The sequence below is a fragment of the Clostridium kluyveri DSM 555 genome (assembly GCF_000016505.1).
Taxonomy (GTDB): Bacteria; Bacillota; Clostridia; order Clostridiales; family Clostridiaceae; genus Clostridium_B; species Clostridium_B kluyveri.
In genome coordinates this window covers 2081734-2098312 of record NC_009706.1, presented here as the reverse complement: position 1 = coordinate 2098312, position 16579 = coordinate 2081734, and the positions used below count along the sequence as shown (strand labels likewise).

Annotated in this window: 19 protein-coding genes; 17 read left to right on the top strand and 2 right to left on the bottom strand. The window is 31.8% G+C overall.

Annotated elements, in window-relative coordinates:
• Positions 1-11: 11 nt before the first annotated feature.
• The 13 genes from CKL_RS10105 to CKL_RS10050 all read left to right on the top strand — a co-directional run bounded on the left by CKL_RS10105 (position 12) and on the right by CKL_RS10050 (position 8835).
• The gene (locus CKL_RS10105; RefSeq protein WP_012102396.1) at positions 12-512 is read left to right on the top strand and encodes a 4Fe-4S binding protein; all 501 of its coding nucleotides are present in this window, start codon (positions 12-14) and stop codon (positions 510-512) included.
• Entirely contained in the window at positions 512-796 is a 285-nt protein-coding gene (locus CKL_RS10100; protein ID WP_012102395.1) for a (2Fe-2S)-binding protein, read from the top strand. The genes CKL_RS10105 and CKL_RS10100 overlap by 1 nt, the downstream gene beginning before the upstream one ends.
• Positions 793-1998, top strand: a complete 1206-nt coding sequence (locus CKL_RS10095; protein WP_012102394.1) for an NAD(P)/FAD-dependent oxidoreductase — start codon at positions 793-795, stop codon at positions 1996-1998. The genes CKL_RS10100 and CKL_RS10095 overlap by 4 nt, the downstream gene beginning before the upstream one ends.
• Positions 1998-2774 carry an aspartate/glutamate racemase family protein gene (locus CKL_RS10090; RefSeq protein WP_012102393.1) on the top strand — a complete coding sequence of 259 codons (777 nt, stop codon included), beginning with the start codon at positions 1998-2000 and terminating at the stop codon, positions 2772-2774. The genes CKL_RS10095 and CKL_RS10090 overlap by 1 nt, the downstream gene beginning before the upstream one ends.
• Before the next feature lie 34 nt (positions 2775-2808).
• Complete coding sequence (locus CKL_RS10085) at positions 2809-3735, top strand: AEC family transporter (protein WP_012102392.1); 927 nt, start codon at positions 2809-2811, stop codon at positions 3733-3735.
• A 221-nt stretch (positions 3736-3956) separates the two neighbouring features.
• Positions 3957-5876, top strand: a complete 1920-nt coding sequence (locus CKL_RS10080) for an OPT family oligopeptide transporter (RefSeq protein WP_012102391.1) — start codon at positions 3957-3959, stop codon at positions 5874-5876.
• Positions 5869-6216 (top strand): PqqD family peptide modification chaperone, encoded by a 348-nt coding sequence (locus CKL_RS10075; RefSeq protein WP_012102390.1) that lies wholly within the window; start codon positions 5869-5871, stop codon positions 6214-6216. The genes CKL_RS10080 and CKL_RS10075 overlap by 8 nt, the downstream gene beginning before the upstream one ends.
• A 209-nt stretch (positions 6217-6425) precedes the next feature.
• Positions 6426-6854: a type VII toxin-antitoxin system MntA family adenylyltransferase antitoxin gene (gene mntA, locus CKL_RS10070; RefSeq protein WP_012620553.1), complete on the top strand. Its 429-nt coding sequence runs from the start codon at positions 6426-6428 to the stop codon at positions 6852-6854.
• 5 nt (positions 6855-6859) lie between these two features.
• A complete protein-coding gene (gene hepT / locus CKL_RS10065; protein ID WP_012102388.1) occupies positions 6860-7273 on the top strand; it encodes a type VII toxin-antitoxin system HepT family RNase toxin in 414 nt (137 codons plus the stop codon).
• Between the two features lie 60 nt (positions 7274-7333).
• Entirely contained in the window at positions 7334-7510 is a 177-nt protein-coding gene (locus CKL_RS20790) for a hypothetical protein (protein WP_012102387.1), read from the top strand.
• Between the two features lie 136 nt (positions 7511-7646).
• A complete protein-coding gene (locus tag CKL_RS10060; protein ID WP_012102386.1) occupies positions 7647-7826 on the top strand; it encodes a YjfB family protein in 180 nt (59 codons plus the stop codon).
• 5 nt (positions 7827-7831) lie between these two features.
• A complete protein-coding gene (locus tag CKL_RS10055; protein ID WP_012102385.1) occupies positions 7832-8080 on the top strand; it encodes a hypothetical protein in 249 nt (82 codons plus the stop codon).
• 47 nt (positions 8081-8127) lie between these two features.
• Positions 8128-8835, top strand: coding sequence for a FlxA-like family protein (locus CKL_RS10050; protein ID WP_012102384.1), 708 nt, complete (start codon positions 8128-8130; stop codon positions 8833-8835).
• Positions 8836-8935: 100 nt separating this feature from the next.
• Here CKL_RS10050 and CKL_RS10045 read toward each other — a convergent pair whose 3' ends face one another.
• Positions 8936-10195, bottom strand: coding sequence for a hypothetical protein (locus CKL_RS10045; RefSeq protein ID WP_242649413.1), 1260 nt, complete (start codon positions 10193-10195; stop codon positions 8936-8938).
• A gap of 271 nt (positions 10196-10466) precedes the next feature.
• Between CKL_RS10045 and CKL_RS10040 the strand changes: the two genes are divergently transcribed.
• Positions 10467-11501 (top strand): FIST signal transduction protein, encoded by a 1035-nt coding sequence (locus CKL_RS10040; protein ID WP_012102382.1) that lies wholly within the window; start codon positions 10467-10469, stop codon positions 11499-11501.
• A 14-nt stretch (positions 11502-11515) separates the two neighbouring features.
• Positions 11516-12478, top strand: a complete 963-nt coding sequence (locus CKL_RS10035; protein WP_012102381.1) for a methyl-accepting chemotaxis protein — start codon at positions 11516-11518, stop codon at positions 12476-12478.
• A gap of 95 nt (positions 12479-12573) precedes the next feature.
• On the opposite strand, the gene CKL_RS10030 is transcribed toward CKL_RS10035, so the two are convergent.
• Positions 12574-13995 (bottom strand): sodium:solute symporter family protein, encoded by a 1422-nt coding sequence (locus CKL_RS10030; protein WP_012102380.1) that lies wholly within the window; start codon positions 13993-13995, stop codon positions 12574-12576.
• Positions 13996-14454: 459 nt separating this feature from the next.
• Here CKL_RS10030 and CKL_RS10025 point away from each other — a divergent pair, with 459 nt between their 5' ends.
• A complete protein-coding gene (locus tag CKL_RS10025) occupies positions 14455-15501 on the top strand; it encodes a PocR ligand-binding domain-containing protein (RefSeq protein WP_012102379.1) in 1047 nt (348 codons plus the stop codon).
• Between the two features lie 82 nt (positions 15502-15583).
• Positions 15584-16486 carry a YitT family protein gene (locus CKL_RS10020; RefSeq protein WP_012102378.1) on the top strand — a complete coding sequence of 301 codons (903 nt, stop codon included), beginning with the start codon at positions 15584-15586 and terminating at the stop codon, positions 16484-16486.
• The last annotated feature ends 93 nt before the right edge of the window (positions 16487-16579 follow it).

Genomic DNA, 16579 nt, shown 5'->3' with positions numbered 1-16579 from the left:
AGGTGGATAAAATGGCATTAATTGATACAGGTTATTTGGAATATGAAGAATTAAAATCAATTCAAAAATTACCCGGTAATGAAAGGTATAGTAAAGGGCCTGTAGCTGTTATAGAGTGTGTACAGGAGATACCTTGTAATCCGTGCGAGGCAGCATGTTTAAAAGGAGCTATAAAAATAGGTGAACCTATAATAAATTTGCCTACTGTTGATTTTGACAAATGTGTTGGATGTGGAATATGTGTTGCTAAATGTTCTGGTATGGCAATATTTATTGTTGATAAATCCTATTCTGAAACTACTGCAGCAGTTACTTTTCCCTATGAGTATTATCCCCTTCCCAAAGTAGGTAGTTTTGTGAAGGGAGTAAACAGGAAAGGGGAAGTTGTTTGTGGTGGAAAGATAGTTAAAACTATGAATCCTAAATTTTATGATCATACTTGTGTTGTTACTTTAGAAATACCGCAGGAGTTTGCTGATGAAGTTCGCAGCATAAAAAGGGAGGTATTGTAGTGAGTGGGAAGTTCACTGATGATATATTAGTATGCCGCTGTGAAGAAGTCACTTTAGGAGAAATTAAAGAGGCAATCAGACAAGGGGCAAAAGATGTTACTGGCGTAAAGCGGCGTGTGCGTGCTGGCATGGGGTTATGTCAGGGAAGAACTTGCGAAAAGTTGGTTCAGCAAATTTTGTGCCAGGAACTTGGAATTACACTTAAGGAAGCAGGGAGTTCAACTGCAAGGCCGCCGGTGAGACCAATTTCTTTTGGAGAACTTGCAGAGGGGGAAGTACAATGAATAATATATTTGATGTAACAGTAATTGGAGCAGGTGCAATAGGAACAAGTGTTGCATACCATCTGGCTGAAAAAGGCTTTAGTGTAGCAATAATTGATAGTGGAGATATAGCACATGGTTCGTCAAGTCATTGTGACGCAGTGGCACTTATATGTGATAAAAAACCCGGAATTGATACAAAAATGGGAGCTGCAAGTATTGCCCATTATAAGGAATTATCAGAAAAGTTCAGCTATGATTTTGAATTTGACCAAAAAGGATGTTTGTATGTTTGTGAAACTGAAGCTGAATATGAAGCTGCCTCCAGTTATGTGGCTGAGCAGCAGAGAGATGGATATGATATGTCAATGATTGACTCTAAAATGCTGCAGGATATGGAGCCCTATTTAGCAGAGGATATGGTAGGTGGAATTTGGACTCCGGGAGATGCGGCAATGAGTCCTTATAAAGTATGTTTTGCATTTATTGAAGAGGGAAAAAAGTTGGGATTAGAGGTATTTACATACTGTAATATTAAGGAGATTAAATTAGGAAGTAATAATGAAGTTGAAAAAATTATTTTTGATGAAGGAGAAATAATTACTAAGAAAATAATTAACTGTGCTGGAGTGTGGGCACCTATAATTGGAGATATGGTGGGGATTGACATTCCCATACAGCCTAGAAAGGGCATGAATTTAGTATCAGAAAAAACTAAAAAAATTGTATTTCACAAAATATTAGAATTTGGATATATGATGAGTAAATTTGATGATATTAATTTCAAAAGAAATGTGAGTGCTTTAGTTGAAGAATACAATGTAGCATTTAATATTGAATACACCCATGCTGAGAATATATTATTAGGGGGATACAGAGGATTTAGAGGATTTGATAACCGCTCAGAAATTGAAGCTATGAAAGCTATTGCTGAAAGGGGATTGAGATTTTTTCCCTGCTTAAAAGATGTCAATTGTATAAGAAGTTATGCTGGTGTCAGACCCTTTGTAGAAGATCATTTACCTATAGTATCTGAAGTGAATGAAATTCCAGGTTTTTATATAGCAGCAGGTCATGAAGGTGATGGAATTTGTCTGTCACCTATTACAGGAAAGCTAATGGCACAAATGGCGGCCGGTGAAGAAACAGACTTTGATATCAGTCAGCTGAAATTCAGCAGGTTTAAGGCTAAAGCAGCTCAATTAGATGGGAGAGAATGTTGATGAATAATAGAACATATGGATATATATCTTCAGTAAATTCTTGCGGTAAAGTTAAAATGTTAAAAGGACAAAATATAGCAGGTTATTCCATCGGCATTTTATATATTGAACATGTCTGGTACCCTATGGTACCAGGCAATATTGTCAATGCCTATACATTTGATTTTCCAGTTAGATTAAAGGCAGTAGATGGACTAGATATACTCAGGTTGTTTAAAGCAGAGAAAAGTGTTTTAGATGATTTAATAAAAGCAGGAAAACAGTTGGAAAAAGAAGGAGTACGAGCTATTAGTGCAGCTTGTGGTTTTTTTGGAAATTTTCAAAAAGAACTATCGGAAGCTCTAGATGTACCTGTAGCTATTTCAAGTTTGATACAAATACCATGGATTACTGCTATTATAAAACCAAATCAAAAGATTGGCGTTTTAACTGCAGATAAATCATCCCTAACGGATAAACTATTACAAAATTGCGGAATTGTAAATAAAGAACAATTAATTATTGAAGATCTAAGGCATGAACCAGAATTTTCATGTATATTGGAAGGCAGGGGAGAGTTTGATAATAGTATTGTAGAACAAGAAGTAGTTGCAAAGTCCATGGAGATCATTAAAAAAGCACCAGATACAGGAGCTATTTTATTAGAATGCAGTGATATGCCTCCTTATGCAGCAGCAATTCAAAAGGCGGTTAAATTACCTGTTTTTGATTTCACCACTTTAATTAAATGGCTTCACAATAGCGTTGCTCAAAAGCCATATAACGGTTTTATTTGAGCACAATTATGAATTATGGAAGGACATATACAGTATGATAATAAGTACATTGATTGAGATTATTGGAAAAATATTTTTCATGATTCTATTTGGATTTGTGTTGAAAAAGGCAGGTATTATAACCAATGAATTTCAAAAAGGGTTATCCAATTTATTATTAAATGCTATATTGCCAGTAAGTATTCTTTCATCAGCATCCAATCCATTTTCAAAAGAATTATCCAGAGGGCTTTTAATTGCTGCCTTATTATGCTTTATGTATTATATTTCCACATTAATACTCACCCATCTTATTACAGGTACATTCAAAACAGATAATTCAACCAAGAAAATATTTATCACAATGTCTGTATTTGCTAATGTTGGATTTATAGGTTTTCCAATAGCTGATGAATTATTTGGCAGTAATGGAATGCTTTATACCGTGATTTATAATATGTTTTATCAAATATTTTTCTTCACCTATGGAACTAATTTGTTAAGTAATAAAGGAAAATTTAATATAAGTTCAATATTTAAAAGTCCAGTTACATTATCATCATTTGCAGCAGTTATAATATACTTATCTCCTTATAGATTTCCTGTATTTATAAATGAATCCCTGTCCACAGTTGGAGGAATGATGGTTCCACTGTCCATGATAATAATTGGATGCACGTTAGTTGATATAAGACCAAAAGAAATATTAAAGGATAAATATTCTTATCTTGTATCATTATTAAGGCTGCTGATATTCCCTTTAGCAGTGATTGGAATACTATTATTAATAGGTATTAAAGGAGAGGTGGCAGTAATAATTGCTGTTTTAACTGGATTACCATCAGGTTCTTTAAATGTTATATTAGCTGAACAATATAATTGTAATCCAGAGTATGCTGCCAGAACCGTTATACAGAGTATGATTTTAATGATAGTTACGCTTCCTGTTATTATATCATTGTCATTAAAATTATTAATATAGTGTTATCAATTCTATGGTAGATAAATGGAATGCGAGATTCAGTTCTCGTATTTTTTTAGTGTTTAAATCTTAATATTCATACCTAGATAGTTAAAAAAATGAAAAATCAAATAATTAAATGTATTGATTTTTTTCTGCTTTTGTGATGAAATATAAGTAGGCATTATCTTATAAATATCTGATCTTATTTATAATTATTGTTATAAAAGGAGGTACATATTGTGAATAAAAAATTATCTAAAGATGCCTATGGCGGCATATCTGGCAAAGATTATGTTCCTTATATTTCTAGTGGATCTAAATCTGGTGGAAATGCTGCTGTGTTAATAATAGGTATTCTTCTAGCTGTACTATTTGCAGCATCTACTGCTTATTCAGGTATGAAAGCAGGGCTTACAGTTGCCGCTGGCATACCGGGCTCTATATTAGGTTCCGTATTTATAGCTGTATTTGCTAAACAAAAAGGTATCCTTGGTAAAAACTTACTTCAAGGTATGTCAAGTGGTGGAGAATCCATTGCCAGTGGTATGATATTTGTTTTACCAGCAGTCCTTTTAATAGGTTCAAAAGTTTCTTTCTTAGAAGGTTTTGTTGTTGGTGTAGGTGGAGCACTATTTGGTATAGGAATAGCTTCCCTTGTTTATAATTATTTAATAGTTGAAGAACATGGTAAATTAATGTATCCTGAGTCAATGGCTATATCTGAAACACTTGTTGCTTCAGAAGGTGCTAAAGAATCAATCAAGTACATGGGAATTGGATTTGGAATAGGCGGTGTTATAACTGTTATAACCAGTTCATTTCTAAATGTGGCTAACAATGTTATAAGTTATGTAAACGAATCCTTCTACAAATGGAAATTTGAAATTGAAGTTAACCCACTATTATTAGGTATAGGGTTTATAGTTGGTATGGAAGTAGCATTGACTATGTTTGCTGGCTCTATATTATCTAATTTTGCTATTATGCCTTTAATAGGTTACTTTACTTCTCTAGGACAAGTTGGTCCATCTGTATGGAATAATCCGCATGTTGCTATAAACGCCATGCAGGTTAAAGATATAGCAGGTAGTTATGTAAAATATATCGGAGCGGGTATGATGCTTTCTGGCGGCTTGATAAGTGCTGTAAGACTTATACCAACTATAGGGTCTTCTATAAAGGAAACTGTTAATGCCAAGTCTTCAAAGGGTACTGGTAGTTCATCTGCTGAAAACCTAATATTACTTGGTGGTATATTAATAGGTTTTATAGGTGGTTTTCTGGTGTCTGGTGGTAACATATTGATGGCAATAATTGTTTGTATTTTATCACTATTGTTATCCTTGCTATTTGTTATAGTCTCCGGTCGTTTAACTGGTACTATAGGAACTTCAAATCTTCCTGTATCTGGTATGACTATAGCTTCTATAGTTATTGTTACATTGTTATTTGTGGGAATGGGATGGAAAGACATTGGAGATAACAGATCTCTGCTATTATTTGGTACATTTATAGTTACTGCCATAGCTGCAGCGGGTGGTTACAGTCAATCACAAAAAGTTACTTTTATAGTTGGCGGTGACAAGAATGAAATGCAAAAATATTTTGCCGTAGCTAGTGTAGTTGGTGTTGCAGTAGTTACTGGTGTCATATTATTACTTTCAAGTCAACTTGCAATGACTGGTGATAACGTACCGTTTGCATTACCTCAGGCTAATTTGATGTCAACGTTGACTGCAGGTATAATGTCAAATAAATTACCATGGGTCATGATAATTGTTGGAGCTGTTATCGGAGCTGTTTTATTCTTGGTAAAACTTCCTGTAATGACAGTTGCTATAGGATTCTATCTACCTATATCTACAACTTCTATAATATTGATAGGTGCATTCGTCCGTTTATTTGTAGAAAAAATTTCTAAAACTGAGAAAGAGAAAGAAGCTAAAGTTTCTAATGGTGTAAGTTTATCATCTGGACTTGTTGCTGGTGGATCTATAATAGGACTTATTGGTATAATACTTCAAGTATCAGGAATTGTAAAAGGAAATGGTCCAAGCGGATTTGCAGCTACTAATGGAATGGCATTTGTAATGTTAATAGTTCTTGTAATAGCGTCCATGATACCTATACTGAAAAGTAAAGTAAAAAATAATGAATAACAACGAAGAAGTTTTAAATATAATATTTAAAATCTCGGATAATTTGGAATATGAAGTTGATAAAGACCATATTGTGACTATACTTGAAAAGCAAGATCACAAGCTCCAAAAGTTTTTCAGAAAGCTTAAATTCAGAATTCCAGGATATAAAAGAATTACTATGGATGAGTACGGAAGTTATGTGTTTCTACAAATAGATGGCAATAAAACTGTAAAAGATATTGGAAAAAATCTAGAAGTAAAGTATGGTGATAAAATTCATCCAATTTATGAAAGGTTATTACTATTTTTAAATCATATTGATGTTAATTGTCACTATATAGAAAAAACAAATTTGTAATAAAGAAGATGGCAGTATATTGCAGCTGCCATCTTTTTTTATTAATTTTACTTTTAAATGCATAAGTTACCCTCATATTTTTTAAGTGTTTAAATCATGGATAATGTGATAAAATGTAAGAAATAAAAGGAATATAACAATAGAAAAGAAGTGGATTTGGAATTTGCAGATTAAATAAAGAAGTAATATAAAAAAGAGAGGCAGGGTATATGGTGAATTATATTATAGATAAAGCTAAATATTTTATTGAAAGGATAAATAAAAAATACAAGATAAAATTTGCCTATATTTTTGGCTCACAAGCAAATGGCAGAGCTTTGAAAAATAGTGATATAGATATAGCAATATATTTTGAGGAAAAAAGCTCTCTTATAGAAGAGGCTTATATAAGGGGAGATATTATAGAAGAGGGGAAAGCTTTTTTTAAAAAAGATGTAGATATAGTTTCTCTAAACAATGCACCTTTATTATTAAAATATGAAATAATCTACAATGGAATAGTTATTAAAGATCATGATGAAATAGGGGATTTTGAATCCTTGGCCTTAAGAGAGTATTTTGATTTTAAGTATTATTCTGATATATATGATAATGTTATGATTGAAAAAATAAAAAAGGGAGAATTTTTTGGAGGATAAAATTTATGGTTAAACGAGAAATAGTAATCTCAAGGGTAAATCAATTAAATGAATATGTAAATATACTTAAAACTATAAAAAAATATGATAAAGAAACATATATTAAAGATCCTCTTATATATGGAGCTGCTGAAAGGTTTCTTCATTTGAGTATTGAATGTATTCTTGATATAGGAAATCATGTTATATCAGATATGGGATATAGAAAACCAGAGAATAACAGAGATATATTTTTAGTTTTATATGAAAATAATATACTTGATGAAAAAATAAAAATAAATCTGTGTAATATGGCTAGCTTTAGAAATATCTTAGTGCATGATTATATAAAGTTAGATAGGGAATTGGTGTATGGAATAATAAACAATGATTTAAAAGATATAGAAGAGTTCGTAAAAATAATAATAGAATATGTGTAATTTTTGAAATGAAGAAAGAGAAGTAATATTACAAAATATAAAAAAGAGAGGTAGGGTTATATGAATGATGTAATATTGAATAAAATATCCGTTATTGAAAGATGCATAAACAGGATAAATGAAGAATATGATAATAATCCTGAAAATTTAAGAAATTATACTAAGCAGGATTCCATAATTCTGAATATTCAAAGAGCTTGTAGGGCTTCCATAGATTTAGCCATATATATGATTTAAAAAAATTTGCAAATCAAATGATTCACGTTAACTAATTATGGTATATAGATGGCTGCAAGAAATATTTAGTAATTTAAAGTAAATATTAAAATATACGAAAACTAATATAGGTTGTAAATATTAGAGGAGGGATATTATGGATATAGCGGCACTTTCTGCAGCAATGAGTGAGTATAGTGTTAAACAATCAGCAGGTATAGCCATTACAAAAATGGCTATGAATGCATCAGAGCAGAATGCTGTAAATGTGACAGATATGATAAATAGTATGGCAGTTGATCCTAATTTAGGAAGCAAACTGGATGTAAAGGCATAATATTTATGGATGAAAATGAAAAATTGAAGGAAATATTAGATCAGGAACTGCAGTGGATTCAATATAGGCAAAAAATGCTGAATATCATAGAAGAAAAGCTTATAAAGATGAAGGAAATTGTAGTACAAGCACAGTATAATAATGTTTTCATGGAAAAAATTGAAGAGTTAAACCACAGCATAAATAATTTGGCTCAGCAGGTAAGAGCACTGGATGAAGAAAGCAGAATAACAAAGCATGGAAGAATACTTTAACTTAAGCACAGTCCTATTAAGGTATAACTACAGATAGTTAAAAGGAAGTGATATATATAATAAATTCAATCATATCCGGCAATAGCCAAGCAGTAATACAGAATAGAAATGATAAATCCGATGATCAGATAAAATTGCTTAGACATCAGCAAGATGTAATTCAAAAACAGATAGATAATATAAAAAATGGAGATGCGGATCCAAAAACTAAGCAGCAGCTTATAGCGCCTTTAGAGGAGCAAATACAGAGCATTGAAGCACAAATACAGCAGAAACAAATAGAACAAAGCAGTGATAAAGATAATCAGCCACAAGTAAAAGTAAAAAAAGAATCTGTTTCAGCCAGCACAGAAGAGAGCAACAAACTTTCAAGAGATGTTTTATTTTTTAATATGTCAAGCACATATAAACAAATTAGAAATGTTAATTCCATAAGAAAAAATTTAATGGGAAAGTCCAATGTATTGAATTCAGAAGCTTCCCTTGATGCCCAAAGGGGCAATACGAAGTCAGCGGAAAGAAAAAGTGCGGAAGCTGCTTCACTCAGGGGCAAGGCCTATGTGCTGGAATCTAAAATTGGCAAATTAAACAGTGATATAGGTGATAGTGTAGGGGATATAACAGATAAAACAAGAGAAGAGAATTCACATAAGGTCAATGAGGATGATAAGAAAAGTTCAGAGGATATTTCAAAAGAAGCTGAAAATGGAAATTTTACTGCAGGCCAGGGGTTGTCAATAAATATACTGGCGTGATGGAATATCAAGTGCTTCAGAGGTTCAGGGGATTTGCCTATGAGAAGGCTTTTCTCCATATGAACCTTTTCAGCACTTTCCCTTATAGTAAAATTTAAATTCAAGAATTATTCAACAGGGCTTCTTCATCGAATATCTCACGGCTGCTTATGTCCTTGTAAGCTCCCGTATTTACTACACTTTCAGGATTTTGTTCTAGGGCCTCCTTCTTAGCCATAGATTCATCCAATCTATTTTTTGCCTCTGTTAGCTGATCTTTAATAGGAGACATTATTTCGAGATAAATCAGCATTAATTTCATTTTTTTCTGTTTTTCAACTTCTTCCAGTTTTTTTTCATATTTCTCATATTGTTTTTTTAACAGCTCATAGTAAGATTTATCTTTATTGATTTGATTTTGATATTCATCTGATTGAGAACTAAATGCAAAACTTTTATGATAGGCTGATATGTTCTTTAACAGGGTATTAAAAACTTTTTTTTCTGCAAAATCAGAAATTTTACCTGATTTTAGTAAGTTCTCCGTCATAGTATATGCCTTGTTTATGGCATTTGCTGCATCTTCTGTAGACCAATTGCCGGGAACTGGATTGTATGTGCCATCTGAGGAGTATTCTCTAACATGATCTTTGAATTTAGGTAATTCCTTTAAAAAATTATGAATTTCTTTTATGTCATTATAGTTGATATTTTCAATATTTGTAACTGATTCATTACCGGAAAGTTTTATTTCAATATTATATTCCAGATTATTTAATATGTCTGAATCCTTATTTTCAAAGGATTGCCTTACTACAGAAATGGCTTTGTCAGCCAGGGAAAGTAGGCTGTCTTTAAAGGCTTCTACATCAAATCTATTATCATTTGAAATATTTCCATAGCTCCATTTTGTAGAGGCATAGTCAAAAAAATATCGAAAATCATTAGTTACGCTTTGGGCCGCGGTGTTAATGGCATCATTATAGGCTTTATCTAAAATAGCTATTTTTTCATCTGATTCTTCTGGAGAAAATTGTTCCATAATTTCTTTTCTTATTTTTGAATAATTTAAAGCATATTTTTCTATAAAGTCGGCATCTACAGAGTTTTCAGATATAAATGTATTTCCACTGTTGTGTATATTTTCTGGGGCTTGTGCAGTAGACTTATTTTCCGTATTATTTTCTGTTCCTGTTAATTTTTGCATGTATTCATATTGTAATTTTGCATCGTCGGATATGTGGCCTATATCATGTAGTAAACTATTATTTAATTTTGCAGATAAATCTTCAATTGGTTTTAATGATGATGTTTTATTTCTAACGTAACCATTGCCAATTATGTTAGAAAAGTTGATAACTCCATTTTTAAACGTAATCAAAGTTATAATCCCCCTTATAAAGTAATCATTAGTAATATCGTCATTATGGAAGATAACTTTAACACTGTGGTAACTGGAAATCACATGCTCCTGCTATCTTGTGGGAATATCTTTTTATTTATATATTTAATTAATTTAAATGGCAAAATGTATAAAAATTAGTTATATATTATAAATAATTCATATTATGTACGGAAAATCCTTATTAATTATGATATAATATTTAGTATGATTTAAATTAGCATAAATTGTTAAAATAAGGAGATTGGATATGAAAGCTTTATGTTTTTCGAAAGTGCAGGAAGCTGTTAAATTCATGGGAGAGGCTGATGAAGATAAGGGGATTGTCTTATTTTCCTCTGTGGATAATATAAAAGAATTATCTAAAAATGTTTATAAAGATATCATACTCTGTTCAACTGCAGGAGAATATACATATAGAGGATATACAGATGGGGTGATTACCGGTTTTCAATATAATAAAAAAGAGGTAGAGGTGGTAGAGATATCATACCCACCCATATTGAGTATAAATGAGCTTAAAAAGGCCTATGAAAATGTAAGAGGTAATAAAAATGCATTTATGCTGCTGTTGTGTGATGGACTGAAGGGAATTGAAGAAAGTATTTTAAGTACTTTTTATTTTATAGAATCTAATTTTAAAATTATAGGCGGTAGTGCAGGGGATAATGAGAAATTCAAAGAGACTTATATTTATATGGGAAATAAAAGGGTTATGAATATTGCCTTGTTTTTTAACTTGAAGAGAAGGACGGATATTATCAAGGAAAATATATATGTAAAAACGGATAAAATATTGAGAGTTACTGAAGCCGATGTGGTAAAAAGAAGGGTAGTGACTTTTAATAATAATCCTGCAAGTGCGGAATATGCTCGTGCAGTGGGAGTAAGTGAAAGTAGACTTCCAGAATATTTTATGAGCAACCCTCTTGGAAAATTATATGAAGATGACATACTTATTGCTTCTCCCATGAAAGTAAATGAAGATAAGTCTATTACATTTTATAGTGAACTTATGATAAATACATTTGTATATCTTTTAAAACCTGTAGATCCTATTGGTGTATTGAGAGGAACATTAAAAAATGTATCTTTTAAGCCTTCTTTTGTATTTTCTATAAATTGTATATTTAGAAAACTATTATTTATTAAAGATAATATATGGAAAGATTTTGATGGGGAAATGACTTCATTTTGTAGAAATACTGCCGGATTTATAAGTTATGGGGAACAATATTATAAGAAACATTTAAATCAAACTATGGTAATGCTGTTGGTGGAATAGGGGTGATTAAGCATATGACAGAAAATTTTAATAGGAAGATACATCCCAAAAATATTGATGAAGATAATACAAAGTACATATTCCCATATATAACTCAGGTATTTGAATTAAATAAAGAAATAGAAAAAGAAACTAATAGTATAATAAAAGAAGAGGAAATATCTACATCTAACATAGACATGCTTTTAAATGAGTCGGGTTATACAGAACGTCAGATAAAAAAAGTTGAGGAACATCTCCAGGATTTAGCTGAAAGCAGTAAAAATATTAATGATTTAATAGAAAAACTTTTTAAAAGTTCCATTAAAGAATCGGAAAAGGTCAGCAATGTAAAAGAGCAAAATGCCCTTATGGATGGGGAAATGAATATTATAGAGAAAATGTTTAATGAGTTTATAATTTTGTGTGATAAATTAAAGACACAGTATGAAAGTATTGAACAATTTACAAATGTTATTTCAAATGTAGCAAAACAAACAAAATTGCTTTCATTAAATGCATCTATAGAAGCTTCAAGGGCAGGAGAATATGGAAGAGGTTTTTCCATTGTTGCAGATGAAATAAAAAAATTATCTGTTAATTCTCAGGAAAATGTAAAAGATATAATAAACTCTCTAAAAGGTATGACAGAAATTATAGAACAGCTCAGCAGAAAGTCAAAGGAAGGAATGGACAAAGTCTCCAGTGCAGTTCAGGGTATTAAAAAATCAGATGTATTGATGGATGGCATTGTATTGTCACAGGGAGAATTTTTAAAACATTTTGATAATGTAAAAGGTTCTCAGAAAAATAATTTAAGTGATGTAGAAAAGATAAATTATGAACTTACCAATATACTTAAAAAGTCTAATAATGATAGAGGTGAATTTGAAGGGCTAATTATGGGCTCTCAAAAGAAGGCGGATTACATTTTAAATATTTTACACCACCTTAACCAGATTAGAGTTTTGTGGGAAAAATATGTTTCAAAAAATTAATAGAATAAAAATTGGACAGAAATGTATTAAAAATATATTTTCTGTCCAATGTTGTTTTAACAATGTATATGTATGATTTTTAGATCATTCTAAATTTACACAACATCTTCAATGGATTTTAACTGTTCAGATGTAAATATATTGTGTCTGTCCAGTACTGCTATCAATAGGAAGGTGCAAAGACATACTAGCCATTCCATAAATATTACATGAGGGAATATTCTAAATGAAGGTACTATTTGCCATACAAATAAAACTATTATGCTTACTAAAGTAGTGTAAAAAGCGGAACTCTTTCTGCATAGTTTAGGACAAAATATGGTAAATAAAAATACTATTGTAAAGGCAGTGCAGAGACTCAAACCTATGGAGATAGTTTTTAATATACCTGACATGGACGAAGCCAATACAAAAGTAAATACTCCAAGCACAATAACTGATACCTTATTTATTATAAGATATTTTTTTTCATCTACTTTTGGATTTATGGATTTTTTGTATATATCCTGTGAAAATAGTGTAGACGCTCCCAATAATAGATTACAGGCAGTAGATACATCTGCAGCCCAAAGTGCTGCAAGAGTTATGCCTGCTGCTACAGGATTTAGCGACAATATCATCTTAGGCAGTGCCAATGTTGCACTTACATCTGGAAAAGCCACCTTGGCTGACATACCTATAAGCGCACATAAAAATCCTATGGGAATCATACATAGTCCACCTATTATAAATCCTTTTTTTGCAGTTTTGGAGTCCTTAGCTGCAAAAGCTATCTGTACAGGTCCCTGCATAGACATGACCTGAGTCAGCATAATTAAAAACCAACTTAAAATTATCCATATGCCAGTACCCTGGGTGAAGCTGAAATAAGGTACATTTTGTGGTAAATTCAATTTTATATTTTGGAATCCGCCGGTGGATATTACCGCTAATATGGTACAGAGTATAACTCCTGCATATTTTAAAGGTACATTAAATAAATTGCATAATCCTGCAGACCACATTCCGCCCATAAAAGTTATACCTATAAATACACAGGCACTGACTACCATACCAGATTTTAATGTAAATACGCCAGGTAAAAGTGAAGATAAAATGGAACCGCCGGCAATATACTGAAGTGACACAACTACAATGAGGATAATCATCTGACATATAACGCAGATAAATCTTCCTTTTTCATCGTAGAACTTTCCAAAAAGCTCCGGTACCGTGGATACATTGAAATTTCTGTATTTTTCAGCAGTAACAAGTCCCATAACTATAGCTGCAAATCCCCAGGCTACAGTGTACCATCCTGCAGCAAGACCTATACCATAGGCCTGTTCTGCAACACCTATGGTAGAAGCACCCCCAATGGCAAGACCTATAAGTGAGCAGGCTATAAGAGGAGTTGAAAGTTCTCTACCTGCTAGGGTATAACTTTCTCCCTCTTTGGACACTCTTCGTTTGGCAAAGGAACTTATTACAAATAGCATTGCTATATAAAGTATAATAATTATTAATGATGCACTCATTTTTTACCCCCTATTTATTTTAATTTACAGTTTAGAGCCGATAATTTTAGATTACTTATAGAAAAATCCATATTTAAATTTAAGTATTTACCTGGCTGCAGTTATATTTTTATCTTCCCCCCTTTAAAGCATTAAAGTAAATGCCGTAATTTATAGGATTTCTGTTTTTAAACTTAATTTGTGTGTAAATTAAGTTTAAATTCAGGAATCCTGTATCTTTTTAAATTACTTTTTATATAATATATAGATATAATAATTTTTATAAGTTATACGAATATAAATATATAGATAAAAATCATATATTATACTATAATATAGTTTACATTATAGTTGAAAATTCTTATAAATACAAGTGTAAAGTGGGTATTAAAACTTTATATAGAGTTAAGAATTTCACCGGTATATAATATATAATGTATATTATAATAAAAAATTTTATTTGTAAAGGGAGGCATTATAATGATAAAAATATTGGATAATGGAGAAGTAGATTTAGATTTATTAGAAGTGGAGGATGTTATAGATATAAATATATTGCAAAAGTTTCAGGATAATTTTGCTGATGGTATGAATATTGCAAGTGTAACAGTGGATAAGAATGGAAAGCCTGTAACAAAACCTAGTTCCTACACTAATTTTTGTTTGGATCTTACCCAGTCTACTTCTGCAGGAGAGGCACGCTGTGCAGAGTCTCATAAAAGGGGAGGAGAAGAGGCTACAAGACTTGGAAAGCCTTATGTTTATACCTGTCATGCAGGGCTGATTGATTTTGCTGCACCTATAATGATAAAAGGCAAAACCATAGGCACCATATTAGGTGGACAAGTTATGTATTCACATCCAGGAGAATCACGTTTTAGGGATACTGCCTCTGAAATAGGAGTGAATGCGGATAAGTATGTGGAGGCTTCAAATCATGTTTACAAGGTAGATGAAAAAAATGTAAAGGCAGCATCTGAAGTGCTGTATGTAGTTGCTAATGCACTTTGTAAAATAGGCTATGAATCCATATTAGTGGGAACGGTTGCGTCAAATCTTTCTGAAAACTTTGAACAGATTTCAGCTACCATGGAGGAATTGGCAGCATCCTCTGTAGATGTAAGTAGTAACCAGAAAGTTTTAAATGAGGAAATTACCAGAGTAAAAAGTATTTCTTTAGAAATAAACAGTGTATTAAATGCTATAAAAAATATAGCAGAGCAGACCAAAATGCTTGGTTTAAATGCGGCTATAGAAGCGGCTAGAGCCGGGGAATTAGGGAGAGGCTTTGGAGTTGTAGCCAGTGAAATAAGAAAATTATCCGAAGATTCAAAGCAGACAGCTTCTACCATAGTAGATCTAACTAAAAAAATACAAGAATCAGTGGATAACACTATTGAGACCTCTAATTCCACTCTTGAAACTACGGAACAGCAAACGGCGGCAATACAGGAGATTACATCTAGTGTTCAACAAGTTTCCGAAATGTCAGACACTTTAAGTGAAATGGCAAATTCAAAAATATAAAGCAACGATCACTGCTTACTTATTTTTCAATATATAGAATAAATGTTTATAATTTATACTATCTTGAAAAAGGAGGTTTTTAATGACTGGAAGAAGATTTATTACAGGTAAGGCTGCTAAACATTATTATATTATGCAGTGTTTTCAGTTGATAGTGGGATGTGCTATAACAGTCCTTGGATTTAATTTATTTCTTAAACCCAATCAGATAGCTTCCGGTGGAATAGCTGGAATATCCCTGTTAATAGAACATATATCACATATAGAGCCGGCAATTACCCAATGGGTTGGAAATATAGTATTATTTTTTGTGGGTCTTTTGGTGTTAAATAAAAAATTTATGATGAGAACTGTTTTTGGTTCTCTTGTATTACCCTTATTTATATTTTTTACTACCAACCTACATCCAATTACATTAAATCCCCTTTTGGGAAGCATATATGGAGGATTACTTTCGGGTGTAGGTCTTGGACTGGTTTTTAAAAGTGATGCTTCCACAGGAGGTACTTCCATAGTGGCAAGCATTATAAATAAGTATGCAGGAATAAGTATCGGTAATTCTCAGGGAATAATAGATGGAGCTGTAATTATTGCTGCAGCTTTCGTATTTGATGCAGAAAAAGCTCTTTATGCCATTATATCCTTAGTCATAACAAGTAAGGCTATTGATTTAATACAATTAGGTTTCGGAGGATCAAAGGTAGCTTTTATAGTTTCGGAAAAATCGGAACTTATAAAAGATATCATTATAAAGGATTTAAATAGGGGAGTGACAAAAATATCAGGATTTGGAGGATATACTGAAGAAGAACGTACAATTCTGATGGTGGTTATGAATCAATCTGAAATAAATATATTTAAAAGTCTTATAAAAAGTATAGATGCAGGCTCATTTATAATAATTAGTGATACTTATGAGGTTTTAGGGCAGGGATTTAATTTACACAAGGAAGCTAAGAAGCAGGGTCAAATTCTTAATAATTAAATAAAAAGGACTTTATAAATTTAATTTATATACTATAAGGGTAAAGTTGAAGGAAAAATAAAAAATAGCTGGTGTATTTCTATAAAATGGGTT